The sequence below is a fragment of the Methanolobus psychrotolerans genome, assembly GCF_002243045.1.
Classification (GTDB): Archaea; Halobacteriota; Methanosarcinia; order Methanosarcinales; family Methanosarcinaceae; genus Methanolobus; species Methanolobus psychrotolerans.
Genome location: NZ_MBKP01000093.1, coordinates 1 through 5,117, shown reverse-complemented (window position 1 = coordinate 5,117; position 5,117 = coordinate 1). Strand labels below are relative to the sequence as shown.

The following is a 5,117-nucleotide window of genomic DNA, read 5'->3' as shown; positions in this document are numbered from 1 at the left end:
TATCAGAATGACGAAAGTACAACAGAAGATATCCGGTACCTTCCGTAGTGAACAAGGTGCGAGAAATTTCTGCCGGATAAGAGGATACGTTTCTACTGTTAGCAAGAATTCCATGTCTGTTATAGACTCGATTAATGCAATATTCTATGAGGGTTCACTTATTCCAATATTGCAGAATTAATTGGAGAGAAAAATCAGCTTGGTGGAAATGAGCTAGGCTGAATAGTTACGAAAAAATAAAAGAGTTTCTTCAGATTTCAGAAGAATCTCCTGATATCATGAATAATCTGGGAAATCTAGAGCAATGAAATTACTTCCAGAGCTAATATCGCAAAATTTGGAATTGTAAGAGTCATTACCATCCTATTTTTTAGTATTTTCCCTCTGGATACAGGATTATCAATTAAGATTAGAGTACAACTGATTGCCAGCACAATATAGATTATAACACTTATGTATAGCTCACTTTTGTCAAGCACGATATAAATTAGCGGGATTAATGGAACTGCAGTTAATAATATGCAAATCATTGCCGCATTTTTTATGCCAATCATCAAAGGTAAAGAGTTAATATCTCCTCTCACATCTTTGAAATCTTTCATAAACGTGAGGCAAAATATTAATATGAATATGTAAGCAGCAACTTTTAAACTATCAACATTTAGTGGAGAATAGACACTCCATATACCTATTGATTCCAGAGCAAAGCATACTGCCATATTTAACATTGCAATACCTGGAATATCTTTTAAGCGAAAAAACGGATGCGAATATAGGACTCCACCAATTATTATTCCTGCCAGCAAGCATAAGCAGAAAATCACACTTAACTGCAGAGAAATAAGAAGCGCTAGTGAAAATAACGTCAACATATACAAGTATGCATTATTGATTGATATCCTGCCAGATGCAATAGCTCCCTCTGGTTTGCATATTTTGTCTATTTCCCTATCAAAAATGTCGTTTATAATATCGCAACCACTATGAATCATAATTCCTGCCAGAATTACGAGAAAAGCCCTGTAATCCCACATTTCCAGAATGGCACAATTAATTGCCACAACTGACATGTCTACTAAACTTCCTTTTAGTTTTAGAATTGATATGTACGGATTTTTTTGAATCATTTTATACCTCAACTGTATGGGTACATTTACAATGGATAGTGCAAAAGAAAAATTTTTTGGTTTTTTAAAATTAGTTAATAATATCAAAAAAATATTAAATTAACAATTGCATTTCTAATTAAAAGTCAAATACTATTTATTCAAGTAAAAAAAATCAATAAAAAAAAGAAAAAACTAATCAAAACAAAAAATAACTATTATAACCTAAAAAAAATTAAAAATTATTATACATGGTTACCTTAATTATATACTATGTGTGAGGAGTCCAGACAAATTTGAAGATGAGACTGAACTCCTCATGCCTAAGAGGCATTGTTATGTTTGCTTTAATATAGTTTAAAGTTTGGGTAACCTTGCCTCTTGAATAGTTAAACGAGGTAAAATAAATGAAATATGGAATGAAAGTAGCTTCGTTGTTCATGACGATGCTAATAGTTAGTATGTTTGTAGTAGCACCTGCGACGGCATGTGCACCAGCGGCACCACAAGACCCTATCAGTGCATCAGAAGAAAAAGAGGTCATTGATGGGGTTTCTAAGGAGATCAAGATGCCTGATGAGTATACAATCGCAAGAAACGTAGATACCGATGGATTTTTGTTTATCTATCAAGAATCAGCTGAGGTGTTTAAAATCATTGATATCTCTAAAAATTACAAAGTTAAGGAGATATGGGAAGTAACATCTTCAGCAATAGTGGGTGGATATCAAGTATCTCTTGTTTCTGATAAAGGAAACGAGGTTTCTGTAACTGTTAATGGAGATATGTCTTCAAATACTGGTGAAATGACGATCTACAATTCATCCACTGGTGAAGTAACAACCAAAAGTCTAACTTGTTATGGTTTGTGTATGTCTACATGCGGTGGTCTGGGCGGTACTGGTTGTGGATCAGCTTGTCCTTATCTTTGTGGTGTATTAATTGAAACAGGTATCGGCTACATAGCATGTGTGGGTGTATGTCTGGCAGCTTGTTTCATAGATATAACATATGGTTGCGACAAGGTATGTGATGCTATATGCTAATAGCATCACTTTTTTTTACGATGGTTTTGCTTTATCTTTAGTAGAGGAATAAATGATGGTTGGAATAATTTATGCAGCTTCGGTAAATAATCTTCCCTATTTAATAGGACTATTTATAGGTATTACTATAGGATCTATAATTATTGGACGGAAAAAAAAATGGCCATATTCAAGAACATTGTTGTACATAATAGTTGCTAATTTATTGGCATACATCGTAGTCATGGCTCTAACAATCATGTCAATTATTTAAAACATCAACAAAAATGGTGATCGGGGATTTTTTATGTGTATATCAAAAATAGTTTACTTTGTAATGTTTACATTGATAGTAATGGCTCCAGCAACTTGTGTAGAAAATATTTACCAAGAATTGGCTTCTGAAGAAGTATTATCATTATCAAGTCATTATCACGAGAATTCAACATTTCCTTTGCAAAGTTTTTATAACAAATCTAACGAGTATAAATATGACCATCCATTTTATGCTTATAATTTAGCTCTAAAGTGTCGTCGAATGGTAATGAAAACGACTATGAACGATATAGTATCAGCAAAAGGAACAGAATTGTTTATTTCTGATTCATCTAAAGACATCATAGATGAAGATGATGGATTAGAAAACGAGTTAGCAATAGTAAAAGAGGGAGATTTAACTTTTCAAAGTATAGAATGGTTATCTCTTGCAGAAAGAGATTATCAAGAAAGCAAGCAATATTATTCGATTTTCCAAAATGATAGTAACAATTCAAATGTGAATACAACTTTAGATGCATTACTAAAAACAGATTTTGCAATATACAAAACAAGAAATTTATTAAATGTAGTAGAAGAAAGGAACAAACTATCTCCAAGTATTAACTACGCTCAATTATCCCGTGGAGGTGAAGAAGTTGCCTCTGAAAGGATTAAAATGGCTGATGAGAGTTTGTCAACATTGAGGGAATTAGGAGAAAGAGAAGATGTGGTTAAATATTGTGAAGATCACTTAGATATTGCAAAGGAGTATTATTCCCAAGAAAATTATTATATGGCAACTATGACAGCTGCTGAGGTCAAAGCATTGATTGATTTTGGAATGACAAATGAGAAGTTTGATACATCACAAGGAGCTATAATTTATGCACAGAACCAGTTTAAAAGTGCAAATAGTTCATTGGAATCTCTTCGCAATAATAACAATGTTGATGCGCCGATTGCCATACTTCATTTAGAGACCGCAGAAATTAGAATTGAAGAAGCAAAAAACGCAGAACCTATAAATTCAGTTCCTCTCGCAGATTCAGCAATTCGCAATTCTTTGATTGCGAAAGAGCAGGGATATGCTATTCTGGAGTATAAAGAAGCTATAGAAAGTATTGATAAAACACCCGAAGAAACGAATGCACAGTCATTACCTGTAGGTATTTCTTCGTTTTTTGTTGTCTTATTGACTTATGTAGCCTTGAGGAGGAAAGGAACTTGAAAAAACTGGGTATTGAAAGTTCTGAATCGGAATAATAAATGATATGAAGGCAAAGGAATGACAAGGAAGATTTTCTTTTTAATCATTTTATTTGTCCTATCGATATCTGTAGTCGATTCGGCTGTTAATATTGAGTACTTTTATCAGACAGGATGCCATGATTGTAAGATTACAACTCCAATCATTGATTTGATAGAGAGTGAGTATGACAATGTAAATATCACAAGAACCGATGTCATTTTCGCTGACGGGCTCGATCGCTGGAAAGTATATGGTTTTCGTGAAGTTCCTGCAATTGTCGTGAATAATGAGACACTTATTCCAAAAGAGGAGATCACTGAAGATAACATTAGGACAGTGATTGTAAACTATAGTGAAGGGCAGCAGGTGAAAAGCTTTGTCAATGACATAAATCTGAATATTCCTATTGCTTATTCACTGGGATTGTTTGCTGGGATGTCGCCATGCCTCATGGCTATTCTGGGCTTTATTTTGAGTTTGACAGCAGGCACCAGTAATTCAGTAAAAAATGGGATGACAAGAGCAGGGATATTTGGTCTTGGCTTGGTCAGTTCTTATATTGCCTTTGGTCTGATGCTATTTATTTTCAAGACGTCTGTTCCAGACATCAAGCTATTTTCTGTGATTACAGGAATAGTTGTTCTTTTAATTGGGTTCTATTTGATGGGACTTTATTCTCTACCAGTATCTTTAGAGGGATATTTCCAGAATGCTGCAAGGAAACATGCAAGTACAATCAGTGGATTGTTCATTCTTGGAGTATTGTTCTCATTTGTCAAGGTTCCCTGCACTTTACCAATGTTATTGCTTTTGTTGGAGAGGACAATTACACAGGGAACTTTAGAGGCAATGTCCCTACTTCTGGTCTTTAGTGTAGGTGTATTGACTCCTTTTATTGGAGTTGGGCTTGTTGGTGGCTATACATTGACAAAACATATTCGGGAATATCGTAAGCAGGTTAAGATTGTCAGTGGTGCAGTGTTAATACTGCTTGGAATATGGATGGTGCTATAGTTTATGGAGAAGGAACAAAAAGGAGAGACGGGTATAATATTATCTTTTGATTGACATTGGATTATTCCTCCTCGCTCTCTCAGTATCAGCTTCTGATAAGAAGATATTCCATTATGTATGCTCTTTTCCAAGGAATTACTCTATATGGTGGTATGCAATTCGAATTTTCGACTAATTCATCTACCGGTCATGGTGATGCAGACCACGATAATGCCAGAGCTATCCGCACATACAAAGGTACAGTAGCAGCATTTGGTAATTGAATATAGAAATAGATGCTAACTTTTGTAGTAGATTAGTTTCTCAACAACTGAGGAAGTAATTATACTTCCTCTTCAATCTAAGAGTGTGGAGAACAAACATGTGTCAACGGCGGTTTACTTTTCCCCACTTTCGTCGGTCTAAAATTCCCCACCTTAAGATATAAAATTACCCCCCCCCCACATACTTAATTAAATCTTACAG

Annotated in this window: 4 protein-coding genes and 1 pseudogene; 4 read left to right on the top strand and 1 reads right to left on the bottom strand. The window is 34.6% G+C overall.

The window, feature by feature from the left end; genetic code table 11:
- A pseudogene (locus BB781_RS16010) lies at positions 1-181 on the top strand (hypothetical protein); the annotation flags it as partial.
- A gap of 115 nt (positions 182-296) precedes the next feature.
- Here the strand turns inward: BB781_RS16010 and BB781_RS15115 are convergent.
- Positions 297-1,127 carry a UbiA family prenyltransferase gene (locus BB781_RS15115; protein WP_242492687.1) on the bottom strand — a complete coding sequence of 277 codons (831 nt, stop codon included), beginning with the start codon at positions 1,125-1,127 and terminating at the stop codon, positions 297-299.
- A gap of 398 nt (positions 1,128-1,525) precedes the next feature.
- Between BB781_RS15115 and BB781_RS15110 the strand changes: the two genes are divergently transcribed.
- The 3 genes from BB781_RS15110 (at position 1,526) to BB781_RS15095 (ending at position 4,652) form a co-directional block, all read left to right on the top strand.
- Positions 1,526-2,152 carry a hypothetical protein gene (locus BB781_RS15110; RefSeq protein ID WP_129582753.1) on the top strand — a complete coding sequence of 209 codons (627 nt, stop codon included), beginning with the start codon at positions 1,526-1,528 and terminating at the stop codon, positions 2,150-2,152.
- Positions 2,153-2,486: 334 nt separating this feature from the next.
- Entirely contained in the window at positions 2,487-3,617 is a 1,131-nt protein-coding gene (locus BB781_RS15100) for a hypothetical protein (protein WP_129582752.1), read from the top strand.
- Between the two features lie 57 nt (positions 3,618-3,674).
- The gene (locus tag BB781_RS15095) at positions 3,675-4,652 is read left to right on the top strand and encodes a cytochrome c biogenesis protein CcdA (protein ID WP_094229268.1); all 978 of its coding nucleotides are present in this window, start codon (positions 3,675-3,677) and stop codon (positions 4,650-4,652) included.
- Positions 4,653-5,117: the final 465 nt, after the last annotated feature.